The 15,790-nt window shown below is 61.7% G+C and carries 16 protein-coding genes; 13 read left to right on the forward strand and 3 right to left on the reverse strand.

Annotated elements, in window-relative coordinates:
* The first annotated feature begins 22 nt into the window (after positions 1-22).
* The 7 genes from AC3WJW_RS07765 (at position 23) to AC3WJW_RS07795 (ending at position 6,476) form a co-directional block, all read left to right on the forward strand.
* Entirely contained in the window at positions 23-769 is a 747-nt protein-coding gene (locus AC3WJW_RS07765) for a LytR/AlgR family response regulator transcription factor (protein ID WP_102699667.1), read from the forward strand.
* A gap of 138 nt (positions 770-907) precedes the next feature.
* Positions 908-1,849 carry a hydroxymethylbilane synthase gene (gene hemC / locus AC3WJW_RS07770; protein WP_493725639.1) on the forward strand — a complete coding sequence of 314 codons (942 nt, stop codon included), beginning with the start codon at positions 908-910 and terminating at the stop codon, positions 1,847-1,849.
* Positions 1,846-2,613 (forward strand): uroporphyrinogen-III synthase, encoded by a 768-nt coding sequence (locus AC3WJW_RS07775; RefSeq protein ID WP_493725640.1) that lies wholly within the window; start codon positions 1,846-1,848, stop codon positions 2,611-2,613. Before hemC ends, AC3WJW_RS07775 begins: the two co-directional genes overlap by 4 nt.
* 16 nt (positions 2,614-2,629) lie before the next feature.
* Positions 2,630-3,790: a uroporphyrinogen-III C-methyltransferase gene (locus tag AC3WJW_RS07780; RefSeq protein ID WP_493725641.1), complete on the forward strand. Its 1,161-nt coding sequence runs from the start codon at positions 2,630-2,632 to the stop codon at positions 3,788-3,790.
* The gene (locus AC3WJW_RS07785; RefSeq protein WP_493725642.1) at positions 3,787-5,025 is read left to right on the forward strand and encodes a heme biosynthesis HemY N-terminal domain-containing protein; all 1,239 of its coding nucleotides are present in this window, start codon (positions 3,787-3,789) and stop codon (positions 5,023-5,025) included. Before AC3WJW_RS07780 ends, AC3WJW_RS07785 begins: the two co-directional genes overlap by 4 nt.
* A 263-nt stretch (positions 5,026-5,288) precedes the next feature.
* Positions 5,289-5,840 carry a disulfide bond formation protein B gene (locus tag AC3WJW_RS07790; protein WP_493725643.1) on the forward strand — a complete coding sequence of 184 codons (552 nt, stop codon included), beginning with the start codon at positions 5,289-5,291 and terminating at the stop codon, positions 5,838-5,840.
* A gap of 177 nt (positions 5,841-6,017) precedes the next feature.
* Entirely contained in the window at positions 6,018-6,476 is a 459-nt protein-coding gene (locus AC3WJW_RS07795; RefSeq protein ID WP_015097328.1) for an Rsd/AlgQ family anti-sigma factor, read from the forward strand.
* Between the two features lie 60 nt (positions 6,477-6,536).
* Here AC3WJW_RS07795 and AC3WJW_RS07800 read toward each other — a convergent pair whose 3' ends face one another.
* Positions 6,537-7,202 (reverse strand): FKBP-type peptidyl-prolyl cis-trans isomerase, encoded by a 666-nt coding sequence (locus AC3WJW_RS07800; protein WP_493725644.1) that lies wholly within the window; start codon positions 7,200-7,202, stop codon positions 6,537-6,539.
* 192 nt (positions 7,203-7,394) lie between these two features.
* Here AC3WJW_RS07800 and AC3WJW_RS07805 point away from each other — a divergent pair, with 192 nt between their 5' ends.
* Complete coding sequence (locus tag AC3WJW_RS07805; protein ID WP_493725645.1) at positions 7,395-8,567, forward strand: AlgP family protein; 1,173 nt, start codon at positions 7,395-7,397, stop codon at positions 8,565-8,567.
* On the opposite strand, the gene AC3WJW_RS07810 is transcribed toward AC3WJW_RS07805, so the two are convergent.
* The gene (locus tag AC3WJW_RS07810) at positions 8,564-9,028 is read right to left on the reverse strand and encodes a TIGR02444 family protein (protein WP_493725646.1); all 465 of its coding nucleotides are present in this window, start codon (positions 9,026-9,028) and stop codon (positions 8,564-8,566) included. The two genes, AC3WJW_RS07805 and AC3WJW_RS07810, sit on opposite strands and share 4 nt — an antisense overlap.
* Before the next feature lie 50 nt (positions 9,029-9,078).
* Here AC3WJW_RS07810 and AC3WJW_RS07815 point away from each other — a divergent pair, with 50 nt between their 5' ends.
* The 5 genes from AC3WJW_RS07815 to AC3WJW_RS07835 all read left to right on the forward strand — a co-directional run bounded on the left by AC3WJW_RS07815 (position 9,079) and on the right by AC3WJW_RS07835 (position 15,005).
* Entirely contained in the window at positions 9,079-10,989 is a 1,911-nt protein-coding gene (locus AC3WJW_RS07815) for an ATP-binding cassette domain-containing protein (RefSeq protein WP_493725647.1), read from the forward strand.
* Positions 10,989-11,570, forward strand: a complete 582-nt coding sequence (locus tag AC3WJW_RS07820) for a mechanosensitive ion channel family protein (RefSeq protein ID WP_095964299.1) — start codon at positions 10,989-10,991, stop codon at positions 11,568-11,570. Before AC3WJW_RS07815 ends, AC3WJW_RS07820 begins: the two co-directional genes overlap by 1 nt.
* A 178-nt stretch (positions 11,571-11,748) precedes the next feature.
* On the forward strand, positions 11,749-12,381 hold the full coding sequence (gene rhtB, locus AC3WJW_RS07825) for a homoserine/homoserine lactone efflux protein (RefSeq protein WP_007998964.1): 633 nt from the start codon (positions 11,749-11,751) through the stop codon (positions 12,379-12,381).
* Between the two features lie 162 nt (positions 12,382-12,543).
* The gene (locus AC3WJW_RS07830) at positions 12,544-14,442 is read left to right on the forward strand and encodes an FTR1 family protein (protein ID WP_493725648.1); all 1,899 of its coding nucleotides are present in this window, start codon (positions 12,544-12,546) and stop codon (positions 14,440-14,442) included.
* Between the two features lie 107 nt (positions 14,443-14,549).
* Positions 14,550-15,005, forward strand: coding sequence for a YaiI/YqxD family protein (locus AC3WJW_RS07835; RefSeq protein WP_116579716.1), 456 nt, complete (start codon positions 14,550-14,552; stop codon positions 15,003-15,005).
* Positions 15,006-15,091: 86 nt separating this feature from the next.
* On the opposite strand, the gene elbB is transcribed toward AC3WJW_RS07835, so the two are convergent.
* Positions 15,092-15,760, reverse strand: coding sequence for an isoprenoid biosynthesis glyoxalase ElbB (elbB, locus tag AC3WJW_RS07840; RefSeq protein WP_429394991.1), 669 nt, complete (start codon positions 15,758-15,760; stop codon positions 15,092-15,094).
* Between the last annotated feature and the right edge of the window lie 30 nt (positions 15,761-15,790).

Below are 15,790 nucleotides of genomic sequence, written 5' to 3' on the forward strand. Positions count from 1 at the left end.
TCACGCAGGAATCCAGCGCAATATGAATGTCCTGATCGTTGATGACGAACCCTTGGCCCGCGAGCGCCTGTGCCGAATGGTTGGCGAACTCGAGGGATACAGTGTCCTGGAGCCTAGCGCCACGAATGGCGAAGAGGCGTTGGCACTGATCGACAGCCACAAGCCGGATATCGTGCTGCTTGATATCCGCATGCCCGGCCTCGATGGCCTGCAAGTGGCTGCACGGTTATGCGAACGCGAAACTCCGCCCGCCGTGGTGTTCTGCGCCGGGCCCGATGAATTTGCCGTGGAAGCCTTACAGGCCAGCGCCGTAGGCTATCTGGTGAAACCTGTGAGAACTGAACAGTTACATGACGCATTAAAGAGAGCCGAGCGCCCAAATCGTGCCCAGCTCGCCGCCCTGACCCGCCCTGCTGCCGAAAGCGGCAGCGGACCGCGCAGCCATATCAGCGCCCGAACCCGTAAAGGGATCGAGTTGATTCCGCTGGATCAGGTGGTGTACTTCATTGCCGACCACAAATACGTAACCTTGCGTCACGAAAGCGGTGAAGTACTGCTCGATGAGCCACTCAAGGCCCTCGAGGACGAATTCGGTGACCGTTTCGTGCGTATCCATCGCAACGCACTGGTCGCCCGTGAGCGTATCGAGCGACTGCAACGCACACCCCTGGGGCATTTCCAGCTGTTCCTCAAAGGCCTCAATGGTGATGCGCTGATCGTCAGCCGGCGCCATGTGGCTGGCGTGCGCAAGATGATGCAACAGCTCTAAACAGCTGTGCGCAGGCGAATTTAACACCCTATTGCCGGACATCCGGGGCCAGGGAGGCCGAGTAGTATCTGATACAAGTCAAAGTGGATTTGGCTGAGCTGTTATTATCCGCCGTATCTATTCAGTACGGATTGATCCATGTCCTCTCGCGAAATCCGCATCGCCACCCGCAAAAGCGCACTCGCCCTGTGGCAGGCCGAATACGTCAAAGCCCGCCTTGAAGCAGCTCATCCGGGCCTGCTGGTGACTCTCGTCCCCATGGTCAGCCGTGGTGACAAGCTGCTTGACTCACCGCTGTCGAAAATCGGCGGCAAGGGCCTGTTCGTCAAGGAACTCGAAACCGCGCTGTTGGACAATGAAGCCGACATCGCCGTGCACTCCATGAAGGACGTGCCGATGGACTTCCCCGAAGGTCTCGGCCTGTACTGCATTTGCGAACGGGAAGACCCGCGCGACGCCTTCGTTTCCAACACCTTCACCAGCCTGGACGAGTTGCCTCAGGGCAGTATCGTCGGCACCTCCAGCCTGCGCCGCCAGGCGCAATTGCTGACCCGTCGCCCTGATCTGGAAATCCGCTTCCTGCGCGGCAACGTCAACACGCGCCTGGCCAAGCTTGATGCCGGTGAATACGACGCCATCATCCTTGCCGCTGCCGGCCTGATCCGGCTGGGTTTTGAAGATCGCATCACTTCGGCCATCAGTGTCGACGACAGCCTTCCGGCCGGTGGCCAGGGCGCGGTGGGTATCGAATGCCGCAGCGCCGACACTGAAATCCATGCGCTGCTGGCGCCCCTGCATCACCAGGACACCGCCACCCGCGTGACTGCCGAACGTGCCCTCAACAAGCACCTCAATGGCGGTTGCCAGGTGCCGATTGCCTGCTACGCCGTGCTGGAGGGTGAACAGCTCTGGTTGCGCGGGCTGGTGGGCGATCCAGCCGGTGGCCTGCTGCTCAGCGCACAAGCCCGTGCCCCTCGCGGCGATGCCGAGGCACTGGGTGTGCGTGTCGCTGAAGACCTTCTGAGCCAGGGTGCCGACGCCATTCTCAAAGCGGTCTATGGCGAGGCAGGTCACGAGTGATCGGCTGGCGCTTGCTGCTGACGCGTCCCGCCGACGAGGCGGCGGCGCTGGGCAGCTTTTTGGCCGGACAGGGGATTTTCAGCAGCAGTCTGCCGCTTTTGGACATCGTGCCGATTGCGGCGACTGACACAATGCGCCAGGTGATTCAGACGCTGGAAACGTTCTGCGCAATCATCGTGGTCAGCAAGCCTGCCGCCCGGATCGGCGTCGAACTGCTCGAGCGGTTTCGGCCGGCGCCGCCCGCTGTGAAGTGGTTCAGCGTCGGCGCGGCGACAGCGCAGATCCTCCAGTCTCACGGATTGGATGTGAGCTTCCCGGCAGAAGGCGATGACAGTGAAGCTTTGCTCGAACTTTCCCGCCTGCGCGAGGCTATCGCACCATCCGATGCGCGGGTGCTGATCCTGCGCGGGGAAGGAGGGCGCGAGTTGCTGGCTGAGCGTTTGCGTGAGCTAGGTGCTAGTGTCGAGTATCTGGAGCTGTACCGCCGGGCAATGCCGATTTACCCGCCGCAAGTGCTGCCGCAACGGATCCAGGCGGAACGCCTGAACGGGCTGGTGGTCAGCAGTGGACAAGGTTTTGAGCACCTGCATCAATTGGCCGGCGATGCCTGGCCGCAGTTGGCGCGGTTGCCGTTGTTTGTACCAAGCCCCAGGGTTGCCGAGCTGGCGCGTGCCGCCGGGGCCAAAACAGTTGTGGATTGTCGTGGCGCGAGTGCCGCGGCCTTGCTGACGGCGTTACGGGAGCAACCCGTACCCGTTTTCTGATGCAAAGGATGGATACGTGAGCGAAACAGCCTTGCCTAAAGATGACTCGCGACCGGTGCTTGATGTACCTGTTGATGCTCCTGTTGATGAAATGCCGCCGCCACCTGCTGCCGAGCAGCGTCGAGGCAATGGTCTGGCCATCCTCGCGCTGCTGCTGGGCGCGGCCGGTGTCGCGGTGGGCGGTTGGGGTGTCTGGCAGGTGCGTCACCTGCAGGCCAACAATCAGCAGCAACTGAGCCAGGTGCAGGCGCTGAATGACCAGGCGCAGAACCTCAAGCTCAATGAAGAGCGCCTGAGTGCACGTCTGGCACAATTGCCACCTGCCGATGAGCTGGAAGCACGCAGTCGCCTGGTGATCCAGCTGCAAGGTGATCAGCAGCGTTTGAACCAGCGTCTGGAAACCGTACTCGGCGCCAGTCGCAAGGACTGGCGTCTGGCCGAGGCCGAGCACTTGCTGCGTCTGGCCAGTCTGCGACTGTCTGCCTTGCAGGACATCAGCAGCGCCCAGGCATTGGTCCAGGGTGCCGACGAGATACTGCGTGAGCAGAATGATCCGGGCTCCTTTGCCGCGCGCGAGCAGGTGGCCAAGACCCTCATTGCCTTGCGCAGTACCGAACAACCGGACCGCACCGGGCTCTTTCTGCGTCTGGGCGCGCTGCGCGATCAAGTGGCCAGCCTCACCGAGCTGGCGCCGGAGTACAAGGACCGTGGCGATTCGCTGCTGGGCCTGACCGCCGATGGCGACGGTGCCAGTCGCTGGGCGCAATGGTGGGATCAGATTTCGCGCTACATCCGTATCGATTTCAATGCCGATAAAAACGTTCGCCCATTGCTGGCCGGCCAGAGCCTGAGTCAGGTGCGCCTGGCCCTGAGCCTGGCGCTGGAGCAGGCACAGTGGGCCGCACTCAATGGTCAGGCTGCGGTGTACTCCCAAGTGCTGGACGAAGCGCGGGACATCCTCAAGGGCAACTTCAACCCGGACAACTCGCAAAGCAAAGTCATGCTTGAGCAGGTAGCCGAGCTGAGCAGGCAACCTGTCACCGTAGTCACCCCAGACATGACCGGCACCCTGAGCGCGGTGCAGGGGTACCTGGAGCGGCGCAACGTCAACGCCGAAGATTCGGTCAAGCCAATGGCCAGGCCTGCCGCGAACACCGCGCCGGAGGCCACGCCATGAAGCGCCTCTATGTGATCGTGTTCCTGGTGATCGCCGCTGCCGCTGTGCTGGGGCTGGCGATTGCCGAACATTCCGGTTACGTGCTGATTGCCTACAAGACCTTCCGCTATGAGTCGAGCCTGTGGGCTACTTTGGCACTGGTGGTTGTGCTGTGGCTGGTGATCTGGGGTATCAAGGCGCTGGTCGAACTGGTGATGGCTTCCAGCGGGGTGGTCAACCCGTGGTCCCGGCGTAATCGCAGCCGTCGGGTGCAGGTGGCGATCGAGCACGGTCAACTGGACCTGGCCGAGGGGCGCTGGGCCAGCGCGCAACGTCACTTGCATCGGGCTGCCGAAGCCGAGCGCCAGCCGTTGCTTTACTACCTCGGTGCGGCCCGTGCCGCAAACGAACAAGGCAATTACGAAGAAAGCGACAACTTGCTGGAGCGCGCCCTGGAGCGTCAGCCTCAGGCCGAGTTGGCGATCGCCTTGAACCACGCCCAGTTGCAGACCGACCGCGGTGATACCGACGGCGCGCTCGCCACCCTGCAAGCCATGCGTGAACGCCATCCTCATAACGCGCAGACCCTGCGTCAGTTGCAGCGCCTGCTTCAACAGCGTGGTGACTGGTCGGCAGTGATTCGCCTGCTGCCGGAATTGCGCAAGGACAAAATCTTGCCAGCGGCCGAACTCGCCGAGCTGGAGCGTCGAGCCTGGGGGGCGAACCTGTCTCTGGCGGCGCAACGGGAAGAAGACGGAGCGGTGGGACAGCAAGCGCTCGAACGTGCCTGGCAGCAACTGACCTCGGCGCAACGCCAGGAGCCGCAGCTGGTGCTCGCCTATGCCGAGCAACTGCGGCAATTGGGGGCTCAGGTTGAAGCAGAGGAAGTCCTGCGCAGCGCGCTCAAGCGCAGCTACGACAGTCATCTGGCTCGTCTCTACGGGCTGGTGCGCGGCAATGATCCGGCCCGCCAGTTGCAGGCCGCTGAAGGCTGGCTCAAGGACCATCCAGCCGATCCGGGCCTGCTGCTGACACTCGGTCGGCTGTGCCTGCAAAACAGTTTGTGGGGCAAGGCCCGGGACTATCTGGAAAGCAGCCTGCGTGTACAGCGCAATCCGGAAGCCTGTGCGGAGCTGGCGCGGCTGCTGGCGCAAATGGGCGATACCGAGCGCAGCAACCAGCTGTTTCAGGAAGGCCTGGGATTGCTGGATGAACGCTTGCTTGCGGCCCCTCTGCCAGTGGCAGTCCGCGCTTGACCCATTCGCTGGCGCCAGGCTCCGGCGTCTGTGTGATGAACTGCGGCGAGGAAGCAATCGTCCTCGTCGCAGTGAGATGATTCGCTGAAACTCGGTTACCCATTCTCGTCGCAGGCAAAGTCCTACAGAGGACTACTTTTTATCCTCTCGTCTGCGTCGGGATTTCCCTACACTTCTGCTGAAGTCTCCGTGGGCGCTTGCCTTGAAAGGCCGCCGCGCTTTCCTCTACCGTAATGGTCTGTCACTACTTTTACGGATAAGCCATGTCTTTGGCCTGCTCACGTTCCTTGTTTTTCATGGCTTTCATTGCGGGTGCCCTGGCGTTGGGCGTTTCCTACTACCTGGAATATGCGGTCGGCCTGCGGCCTTGCGGCTTGTGTCTGGTGCAGCGGTTTTGTCTGGCGCTCCTGACCGGTGCCTGCCTGATGGCTTCGGTCCATGGTCCAGGTCGCATCGGAACCGTTCTGTATTGGCTGCTCAGTCTTGGTTGCAGTCTGGCCGGCACTGTCACGGCGTGGCGGCAGGTTCTGCTGCAAAGTCTTCCGATGGACCAGGCAGCGGCGTGTTCGACCCATCTGGCGGATCTGCTCGCCGGTTCTCCGTGGCTATCCGTCCTGCAGCAAGTGTTCAAGGGCGCTGTCGATTGTGTGGAAATTTCCTGGACGCTGTTCGACCTGAGTCTCACGGAGTGGAGCCTGCTGTTCTTCGTCGCGATGATGATTCTGGCCGTTTACCAGTCGCTGCGACTGGTCTGGATCAGCTATCAGCGACCGCTCAGCGACGAGTCGTCGCACCGGGCCTTTGCCGGCGATTAAACACTTGTATGAACTTTATCGCCTGCGTACCTTGAAGCCAGTGTCGTGCGGGCATAATCTGGCCCGCACGTGTCATTGGAATTATGTTGCTCGATGACGCTCTGCCTGACCGCCCACCGATGTTACAAGAGGCGAACGGGCATAGAGCAGCTGACCCACAAGGGAAGAGAGATCACCATGCTCGAAAGTTGTCAGAATGCTCAGGAACGCTGGGGTGGAGTGCACCTGCTGATCGATCGCTGGTTGCAGGAACGACACGAACTGATCGGGGCCTATGACGCTCTTGGCGCAAAGCCTGAGGCGTTGGGTGAGAACCGCAAGCCTTTGCAGGAGTTCTGCGGCGTGCTGGTCGATTATGTATCGGCCGGGCATTTCGAGATCTACGAGCAGCTGACGGGGGAGGCCAAGGCCTTCAACGACACGCGTGGCCTGGAGCTCGCCGAGACGATCTACCCGCGCATCGACGTCATCACCGAGAAGCTGCTCGCGTTCAATGACCTGTGCGATGAAGGCAAATGCGTCGCCGAGAAATTCAAGGAACTGGGTGGCCTGCTGCATGAACGCTTCGAGCTGGAAGATTGCCTGATCGAAGTGCTGCATACAGCCCACAAGGAAGCCGATTCGGTTCAGGCCTGAAGCGCTTTCCGCAAGATCTGGAAACGGCGTGCCAAGGCACGCCGTTTTTCGTTTGTGTCGTCAGCCGGTGGCACCGCGCAATTCGACTTCAAACACCAGTGGTGTGAACGGTGCGATCACGTCACCGGCACCCTCGGCGCCATAGGCTTGGGCCGATGGAATCACCAGTCGCCATTTCGCCCCGACCGGCATGTTTTGCAATGCGCTGCGCCATCCGGCGATCACGCTGTCGAGACTGAACCACTGAGGCTGACTGTTCTGATCGAACACCGTGCCGTCGGGCAAGCGACCGATGTACAGCACCTGCACCTTGCCATTGGGTCCTGCCTTGGCGCCAGCGCCCGGCGTCAACTCGGTCAGCAGCACGCCGTCAGCCAGTTCGCGCACGCCGGGCCTGGCTTTCTCGGCAGCGAGAAAACGCTGTTCCTTTTCCAGTGCCAATTCACTTTGCGGCTCGGCTGACTGCATGGCAATCCGCGCTTCATGCTCGGTCAATATCTGCTGGATCTGCTCGTCTTTCAGCGCCAGCGGCTTGCCCTGATAGGCTTGTTGCAATCCCTCGACCAGTGCCTGGAGTTGCAGGTCGGGAGCCTCCTGGCGCAAGCGTTCGCCAAGGCTCGCGCCCAGGCTGTAAGCGAGATCGTGGGCTTCATTTTCCGGTGTTGTTTCGGCGGCCTGGGCGACCGAAAAAAACACGCACAGCGATAAAAAAAGGTAGCGCGACATGGGCACTCTCCGACCTGAATTGCGGGCGATTATGCCAGTGAGAATGCGCGCAACGGTGAACTGCTTTCACGCCGACGCAGAAGTTTTTCAGTCCTTTGCAACACAACGCTTTCGATAGTGTCAACATGCCCTAGCGGCGGTTGCTGCAGAGGTCTAGTATGAGCCGCACTCACTTCAGCCAGGAGGTAAACCATGTCGGCCACCAAGAAGCCAGTAAACACTCCATTGCACCTGCTCCAACAACTCTCGGGCAGCCTGCTCGAGCATCTGGAAACCGCTTGTTCCGAAGCCTTGGCTGATGCTGAAAAACTGCTCGCCAAACTGGAAAAGCAGCGCGGAAAAGCGCAAGAAAAACTGCACAAGTCCCGCACCAAATTGCAGGACGCTGCGGCGGCCGGAAAAGCCAAGGCGCAAGCCAAGGCCAAGGGCGCAGTGACCGATCTTGAGGAGCTGCTCGATGCCCTCAAGGATCGTCAATCGGAAACCCGCGGCTACATTCTGCAACTCAAGCGCGATGCTCAGGAAAGCCTGAAACTGGCCCAGGGCGTCGGTCGTGTACAAGAGGCTGTCGGCAAGGTGTTGTCCCTGCGCGCGGCCAAGCCTGCTGCGGCACCTGCGAAGAAAGCCGCTGCCAAACCGGCTGCTGCAAAAGCACCGGCCAAGCCTGCTGCTGCAAAACCGGCCGCTGCCAAACCGGTAGCTAAAACCGCCGCAGCCAAACCTGCTGCAAAACCTGCAGCGAGAAAACCGGCCGCTGCCAGCGCCGCAAAACCGGCTGCTAAAACCACGGCTGCCAAACCTGCCGCTGCACGTCCTGCTGCTGCAAAAACCGCGGCTGCCAAACCAGCCGTGGCTAAAACCGCTGCTGCTAAACCGGCTGCAAAAACAGCTGCAAAACCGGCCGCTAAACCAGCTGCCCGCACCGCTGCTGCGAAACCAGCTGCGAAACCTGCTGCCAAGCCGGCTGCAAAACCTGTCGCTGCAAAACCGGCCGCTAAACCAGCAGCCAAGCCAGCGGCAAAACCTGCTGTAAAAGCGGCTGCCAAACCTGCTGCTAAACCAGCCGCAAAACCAGCTGCAGCTAAACCAGCAGCCAAGCCAGCCGCTGCCAAGCCAGTTGCCGCCAAACCGGCTGCTGCAAAACCTGCTGCAAAACCCGCAGCCAAACCTGCAGTGAAGAAGCCGGTTGCCGCCAAGCCGGCCACCGCACCGGTTGCCAAACCAGCCACTGCACCAGTTGCCAAGCCAGCCAACCCGGCTCCGGCGGCAACGTCTGCTTTGGCAGCAGCCACCTCGACAGCCACGCCAGCGCCAACGCCGGCCGCTGCATCGATCGCAGCAACCACCCCAACCAGCGCTTCCTAAGTGCCGGTTACCGCGACGCGCAGCTGATGCAGCGCGTCGCGGTGCAGGTGGGCGGCCTCGGCCGCCGCACCTTCCAGCCAGGCCGCCAGATCGGTCTCGGCACTTTGCGGCCAACTCTGCGCCGCTCTCTCCAGCCGCAACAACAGATGTCGTTCGGCTTCCAGCTCGAGTGCCTTCACTTGTTCACGCAAGGTATGCAAGTCGGCGTCTTGCGTGGCCGCGGCTTTCCACTGTGTGCGCAAGGTGCGCAACGGCCGCACGACATCGATGTCCCACGAGGCGGCCACACTGCGCAGTTGCTGCAAGCGCTGCTCATCGCAGGCCACGCCTCGGTGTCCCAGCCACGCACCACACAGCAACAGACACACATTGACCCCCGCCGACTGCAATTGCAGGCATGCCTGCTCAACACCGGGACGGGCGTAAGTGGTCAGGGAAAAGCTCCACAGGTCAGAGGACATAGTGCTACTCGCGCCAGTTGCGAGCGAAGCTGGTAGACTCCGCCGCCATTATGATTCGACTTCAGAACCTGACTTTACAGCGTGGCCCGCAACGTCTGCTAGAAGACGCCGAGCTGACCCTGCACGCCGGCCAGAAAGCCGGCCTCATCGGTGCCAACGGCGCCGGCAAATCGAGCCTGTTCGCCTTGCTTCGGGGCGAGCTGCACCCGGACTCGGGTGATTGCTTCCTGCCGGCCGACTGGCGTATCGCCCACATGCGCCAGGAGGTCGACACCCTCGAACGCCTGGCGGTCGACTACGTGCTCGATGGCGACCTGCGCCTGCGCCAGGTGCAACGCGACCTGGCGGCAGCCGAAGCGGCCCATGACGGTGCCGCACAGGCCCGCCTGCATTCGGAACTCGACAGCGCCGACGGTTACACCGCCGACGCCCGGGCGCGCAAGTTGCTGGCCGGTCTTGGGTTCACCAACGAGCAGATGGATCGTCAGGTCGGGGATTTCTCCGGTGGCTGGCGGATGCGTCTGAACCTGGCACAGGCCTTGATGTGCCCGTCGGACCTGCTGCTGCTCGACGAACCGACCAACCACCTGGACCTCGACGCCATCATCTGGCTTGAGGAGTGGCTCAAGAGCTATCCGGGCACCCTGATGCTGATCTCCCACGATCGGGACTTCCTCGATGCCGTGGTTGACCACGTGGCCCACGTCGATCAGCGCAAGATCACCCTGTACCGCGGTGGCTACAGCGCCTTCGAGCGCGCCCGTGCCGAACGTCTGGCCCAGCAACAGCAAGCCTACGAGAAGCAGCAGGTGCAACGTGCGCACATGGAAAGCTACATCGCCCGCTTCAAGGCCCAGGCCACCAAGGCCCGTCAGGCCCAGAGCCGGATCAAGGCCCTGGAGCGGATGGAAGAGCTGACCGCTGCCCACGTCGATTCGCCGTTCGACTTTGTCTTCCGTGAATCGCAGAAAATTTCCAGCCCGCTGATCGACCTGTCCGATGCCCGCCTGGGTTACGGCGACAAAACCGTGCTGGAGAAGGTCAAGCTGCAACTGACCCCAGGAGCGCGAATCGGTCTGCTCGGCCCTAACGGTGCCGGTAAATCGACCCTGATCAAGAACCTTGCCGGTGAGCTCTCGCCATTGGCCGGTCGCCTGACCCGTGGCGAGAACACCGTGGTCGGTTACTTCGCCCAGCATCAGCTCGACTCTCTGGATGCCAAGGCCAGCCCGTTGCTGCACTTGCAGCGCCTGGCACCGACCGAGCGCGAACAGACCCTGCGCGATTTCCTCGGCGGTTTCGACTTCCGTGGCGCGCGGATCGACGAGCCGGTGCTGAATTTTTCCGGTGGTGAAAAGGCGCGCCTGGCCCTGGCATTGATTGCCTGGGACCGGCCGAACCTGTTGCTGCTCGACGAACCGACCAACCACCTGGACCTGGAAATGCGCCTGGCGCTGACCATGGCCCTGCAGGAGTTCAGTGGTGCGGTACTGGTGGTCTCTCACGATCGTCATTTGCTCAAAAGCACCACCGACAATTTCTATCTGGTGGCGGACGGCAAGGTCGAGGAGTTCGACGGCGACCTGGAGGACTACACCCGCTGGCTGGTGGAGTATCGCCAGCGCAATGCCCCGGTCAGCAGCACCCCGGTCAATCCGGACAAGACCGACAAAAAAGCCCAGCGTCAGGCCGCAGCGGCGTTGCGTCAGCAACTGGCCCCGCACAAGCGTGAGGCTGACAAGCTCGAAGCCGAACTGGGCAAGCTCCACGAAAAACTGGCGAAGGTCGATACCAGCCTCGGCGACAGCGACATCTACGAGCCGGCGCGCAAGAACGAATTGCGTGACCTGCTGGCCGAGCAGGCCAGGCTGAAAGTGCGTGAAGCGGAGCTGGAAGAGGCGTGGATGGAAGCCTTGGAATTGCTGGAAAGCATGCAGGCGGAGCTGGAGGCGCTGTCCTGATGGACGCCTTCAAACTGCCGTTGCCGGCGGTGTGGGTCGAGCCGATCTGGCTCGGCGTGCAAATCCTGCTGATCCTGCTCGCCGGCTATTTCACCCAGCGCTTCGTCGCCAAAGGCCTGACCCGCCTCGGTGAGCGTTACCCGTTTCCGCCGCAATTGATGATGCCGCTGCGGGGCGGTTTGCGCTGGCTGATCATGGGCAGCGCGCTGATTTTCGTGCTGGAGCGACTCGGTGTATCGGCCACGGTGCTCTGGACCGCGTTGTCCGGCTTCGTCGCGGTCGCGGCGGTGGCGTTTTTCGCCATGTGGAGCGTGCTCTCGAACCTGCTGTGCGCGATCCTGATCTTTACCGTCGGCCCGTTCCGCATAGGTGACGTGGTCGAGTTGGTGGACACCACCGACAAGCCCGGTGTCAAAGGCCGGGTGGTGGCGATCAATCTTCTTTACACCACGTTGCTCGAGGCCGAAGAGCTTGGTACTGGCAGCGCCATGGTGCAGGTGCCCAACAGCCTGTTCTTCCAGCGTTCGGTACGGCGTTGGCGCGGGACAGATGTGTTCCCTTCGAGCGGGTTCGAAAAGTAAGCAGGCTTGCGAAAAAGATCGCAGCCTTCGGCAGCTCCTACAGGGAATCGCATTTCAATGTAGGAGCTGCCGAAGGCTGCGATCTTTTGCTTTTGGCCGTCCTGCAAAAAATCGGTAGTCACCAACCCAAAGCCGCATTAGCTTAGACATCTGTCACGAGTCCGAGTCGAGGTGTGCAATGGAGCTTCAAACATGGCTGGCTTTTTTTGCCGCCTGCTGGGTGATCAGCCTGTCCCCCGGTGCCGGCGCCATTGCGTCGATGTCCAGCGGCCTGCAATACGGCTTCTGGCGCGGCTACTGGAACGCCCTGGGCCTGCAACTGGGCCTGGCTTTGCAGATCGCCATCGTCGGTGCCGGTGTCGGCGCCATTCTCACGGCTTCGGCCACGGCCTTCTACGCCATCAAATGGTTTGGCGTGGCATACCTGGTCTACCTCGCGATCAAGCAATGGCGTGCGCTGCCCAGCGACATGAGCGATGACGCGGCGGTGCGCCAGATCGGCAAGCCGATGGCCTTGGTGTTCCGTGGTTTTCTGGTGAACATCAGCAACCCCAAGGCGCTGGTTTTCATGCTGGCGGTGCTGCCGCAGTTCATCGATCCCCATGCTCCGCTGCTGATCCAGTACCTGGTGATCGGTGTGACCATGGTCTGCGTCGACCTGATCGTCATGGCCGGCTACACCGGTCTGGCGTCCAAAGTGCTGCGTCTGTTGCGCACACCGAAACAGCAAAAGCGCATGAACCGGACCTTTGCCGGGCTGTTCATCGGGGCGGCGGCGTTTATGGCGACGTTGCGCAGGGCCGCCGTGTAAAACGGCGACTGACAAAAAAAGGCGGCCCTGGTGGTCGCCTTTTTCGTTTGGGGGAGCCGTTCCCGAAACCGATGCAATTACGAAGAAGTATCAACAAAGCTTGAGCGAAACCCGTCAGGCGTTAACAATATGTAACTTCGTATTTCCAATTGAGATTCATTCATGATTGCCCCCTCCCGTTTCCTGGCCTGGCTGTTGCTGCCGCTTTTGGCTGCGTGCAGTTTTCAGCTACTGGCCGCTCCCGCCGAAGGTGCGCCGCAGGCGCTGCACTTGCTCGATTTCATCGGCGCGGATTACCCGGACACGGTGCAGGCGGGCAGCATCACGGACCCGTCCGGATTTCGCGCGCAGCAAGAGTCGGTCAGGACCCTGGGAAGTCTGATTGCAGCCATGCCGGCCAAGCCGGAAAAAGCCGCGCTGGAGCAAAGCCTGGCCGCGATGGGAAATTCCATCGGCGCCCATCAGGATGGTGCCGACGTCGCGCGCCAGGCCCGGCAACTGGGTGCGAAGCTGGCCGTGGCCTATGAAGTCAGCCAGGCCCCGGTCATTACACCGGACCCGGTACGGGGCGCGCCGCTGTTCGCTCAGCAATGCTCGGTCTGCCATGGCGACTCAGGGGCCGGCGACGGCCCGGCAGGTGTCGGCATGACGCCAGCGCCGACCGATCTGCGTGATGCCTCACGGCTGGACCGCCTGAGCCTCTACGCGATCTACAGCACCCTTGGCCAAGGCATTGAAGGCACTGACATGCCGGCCTTCGCCGACCAGCTGGATGATCGTCAGCGTTGGGACCTGGCCACCTATATCGCCGGCTTCAGTGTTGACCCGGCGACGGCCAAGTCTGAAAAGACCTACAACATTGCCGACCTCGCTCGCCAGACCCCGGCCGAAGTACAGGCCGTTGAAGGCCCGCAAGCCGCCGCGACCTTCCGTGCCCAGCGGGCGCAACCGCCGCAGGTCAAGCGTGGCCCGGCGCAACTGCTTGACTACACGGCGGCCACCCTGGACAAGAGCATCGCGGCGTATCGTGCCGGTGAGCATGATCAGGCGTATGACTTATCGGTAGCGGCGTATCTGGAAGGCTTCGAGCTGGTCGAGAGCTCGCTGGATAACATTGACGCCAACGTGCGTAAAGACACGGAAAAATCCCTGATGGCCTACCGTCAGTCGTTGCAGGACGGCTTGCCGGTGAGCGAGGTCGAGCAACGCCTGGACGTGGCCAAGGACAAGTTGAAGGCATCGGCCGGCTTGTTGGGCAACGACGGTTTGAGCTGGTCGCTGAGTTACATTTCCGGCTTGCTGATTCTGCTGCGCGAAGGTCTGGAAGCGATCCTGGTGCTGGCGGCGATCCTGGCCTTCCTGCGCAACACGGGCCAACAGGCGGCGGTGCGCAGCGTCAACGTCGGTTGGGGGCTGGCATTTCTGGCCGGGTTGGGCACCTGGGCGCTGGCAGCTTATGTGATCGATGTCAGCGGTTCGCAGCGCGAGCTGCTGGAAGGTGCGACGGCGTTGTTTGCCAGTGTCATGGTGCTGTGGCTGGGCGTGTGGATGCATGACCGTCGTCACGCGGCGGCCTGGCAGGATTACATCAAGACCAGCCTGGTGGGTGGCGGTGGGCGTTTCGGCTTTGCGACCCTGGCGTTTTTCTCGGTGTATCGCGAACTGTTCGAAGTGATTCTGTTCTACGAAACCCTGTGGCTGCAGGCCGGTCCCGCAGGGCACAACGCCGTATTGGCCGGTGGGGCCACGGCGATGGTGCTGCTGGTCGGCCTGGCCTGGGTGATTTTGCGCGGTTCGGCGAAGTTGCCGCTGGCGCTGTTCTTCAGCATCAATGCGGGTCTGCTGTGCGCCTTGTCGGTGGTGTTTGCCGGGCATGGCGTGAAAGCGCTGCAGGAAGCCGGGATTTTCGGCACGCGGCCGGTGCCGTTCTTTGACTTTGACTGGCTGGGGATCCACGCCGATGCCTACTCGCTGAGTGCTCAGGCCGTGGCGATCATTGCGATTGTCGTGTTGTATGGTCGTAGCCGGGTGGTTGAGAAGCAGCGGGTGCAGGCCTCCTAAAAAGCATTCGCTGCGCTCATTTCGCGAGCAGGCTCGCTCCCACAGGATTAGGGTTAACCTTGTGGGAGCGAGCCTGCTCGCGATGCTTTTTCAGAAGGGATAAAAACATGCGTGTATGGATCGATGCTGATGCCTGTCCGCGGGCGGCCAAAGATCTGGTGGTGAAGTTCGCCCTCAAGCGCCAGTTCGAAGTGGTGCTGGTGGCCGGGCAGCCGCAGACCAAGCCGGGGCTGGCGCTGGTCAAGCTGATTGTGGTGCCGAGCGGCCCGGATGCGGCGGACGATTACCTGGTGGAGCACGCGGTGCCCGGTGAACTGGTGATCTGTAGCGATGTGCCGCTGGCCGATCGTCTGGTGAAGAAGGGCGTGGCAGCGCTCGACCCACGGGGCAAGGAATTTGATGCGCAGAACATGGGGGAGCGGTTGGCGGTGCGCAACCTGTTTACCGATTTGCGCGAACAGGGGCAGATGGGGGGTGGGCCAGCGCCGTTTGGCGAGCGTGAGAAGCAGGCGTTTGCCAATGCGCTGGACCGGATTTTGACCAGGTTATCCCGCAAGGCCTGAAAAGATCGCAGCCTGCGGCAGCTCCTACAAGGGGGGCGGTGTGCAGCTGTAGGAGCTGCCGCAGGCTGCGATCTTTTGATCTTTTTTTACGCGTCGTTTTCGTGGGTCAGTTCCAGCACCCGGTCTACCAGCTTGTTGATCCCCGACGCCACTTCACTGATCGATTGCGCCAGCATGTAGGCCGGGGTGCTCACCAGTTTGCGTGCCTTGTCTTCGACGATGTCACTGACCGCGCAATCGGTATGGGTCGCGCCCATCTTGTTCATCGCGGCAGCGGTGTCGGTGTCATTGCCAATGGTGCAGGTGACGCCGGGACCGTAGATCTTGGCCGCCAGGGCAGGGGAAATGCACATCAACCCCACCGGCTTGCCGGCCTCGGCAAAGGCTTCGGTCAGTGCCAGGACATCTGGTTGAACGGTGCAGCCTGCACCTTCAATGGCGAAGTTGGACAGGTTCTTGGCTGAGCCGAAGCCGCCGGGCACGATCAACGCGTCGAAGTCATCGACGTTCGCGTCACGGATGTCCTGGACGTTGCCCCGGGCAATCCGCGCCGACTCGACCAGCACGTTGCGCGATTCGGGCATTTCTTCGCCGGTCAGGTGATTGATTACATGCAACTGCGCGATGTTCGGTGCGAAGCACTGCACCTGCGCTCCGCGTTGATCCAGGCGCAGCAGGGTGATGACGCTCTCGTGGAGCTCGGCGCCGTCGTACACGCCACAACCGGAAAGGATCACTGCAACTTTTTTGCTCATGGGCTTTTCTCCAGATTCATGGCGTTAAAT

Source organism: Pseudomonas sp. GW821-FHT07G06 (assembly GCF_058986625.1).